The 1,231-nt window shown below is 27.8% G+C and carries 1 protein-coding gene and 1 pseudogene; both read right to left on the bottom strand.

The features are described from left to right. Positions 1 to 701 (bottom strand): annotated as a pseudogene (locus RI68_RS01640) (toprim domain-containing protein); the annotation flags it as partial. 13 nt (positions 702 to 714) lie between these two features. Further along, the coding region (locus RI68_RS01635; RefSeq protein WP_017193520.1) for a DnaB-like helicase C-terminal domain-containing protein at positions 715 to 1,231 on the bottom strand (517 nt) is incomplete at its 5' end.

The raw sequence follows: 1,231 nt of genomic DNA, 5'->3' as shown, positions 1-1,231 counted from the left end.
TTTAGTTCCTTTTTGATTGGTTTTTTCTTTGAAAAAACCATATTCAACTAATTTTGTGGTATCAATATTTTTCTTTTTACAATAATTTACTAGACGGAAAGATAAAAGTTTATCAGATAAAGGTGCGTATCCTAGTTTAAATTCTTTAATTGTTTCTAGAGTTAATTTTCTTTTTTGAGTTAAATATTCAAGACCCATTGATGATTCGTTTTTTTGGTTAGTCATTAATAAATAATGATAATAATCACGGAGTTGATTGAATAATGGTGATGTTTCTTTAAATAATTTTGTTTTTGTAGTATTAATTTCTTTTTCGTCAATTAGATGCTTTGATTTAATTGCATGATATTGTTGTTTAAAAGGATTAGGTGAATTATTATTTATGGTTTTTTTTGTTGGATAAGGTTTTGAAATTCATTACTTTTCATAAAGTGGCCCATTCTTTGAATAGCTTCGCTAAAGGATTTAATTTGCCTTCTTTCCATATAAACATCAATAATATCGTAATCTTTACAACATTTCCAACAATGAATTTTGTTATCTAAAGTTAAATGACAACAAGTAGGATTTTGGCCTTGATGGATGGGACAAGGAAAACGATATTTGATATTGAAATTTGATGGTAAAATCTTTAATTTTTTTAATAAAACAATCATGGGGAAATTAGTTTTAATGTGGTTAATTTTGTCTTGATGATTCATTTATTTTACTCCTTTAAAATCCTAATTGATAAGGTAAAACATAACCGATTTCTTGAAATGTTTGGGTGGTCATTTCAAAGTGATATATTAAGGTTTTTTTGGTGCCACTACGATTCTTTTTGATATTGACCTCAATTATTTTTTGATTTTCATTGTCATTAGATTCTAAATAGAGTTGATTTAAGGTTGAATTATAAATATTTAAAGGTTTTTCTTGGCCTTTGGATAATTGGGGTTGAAATTCGGACATGATTAAGACGATATCGGAGTTAGTTTCAATTCCACCAATTCCTTTTAAAGCGGTTATTTCAGGGGATTTGCCATTGTAATTGCTATATGTGTCTCTTGAAAATTGAGAGTGAATGATAATCACAAGGTTTAATTCCGTGGCTAATTGTTTTAATTTAGTCATAATTTCATCAATGGCTAAACGGTCATTTTCTAAGTGGTTTGTGGTTTTGGTTATTTGAAGGTGGTCAATGACGATAATTTCCACTTGTTTTTCTAAATGGAGGCGATAAACTAAATCA

The sequence above is a fragment of the Vaccinium witches'-broom phytoplasma str. VAC genome (assembly GCF_000309405.1).
Classification (GTDB): Bacteria; Bacillota_I; Bacilli_A; order Acholeplasmatales; family Acholeplasmataceae; genus Phytoplasma.
The sequence above is the reverse complement of the archived record's forward strand: the minus strand, read 5'-3'. Positions and strand labels throughout refer to the sequence as shown.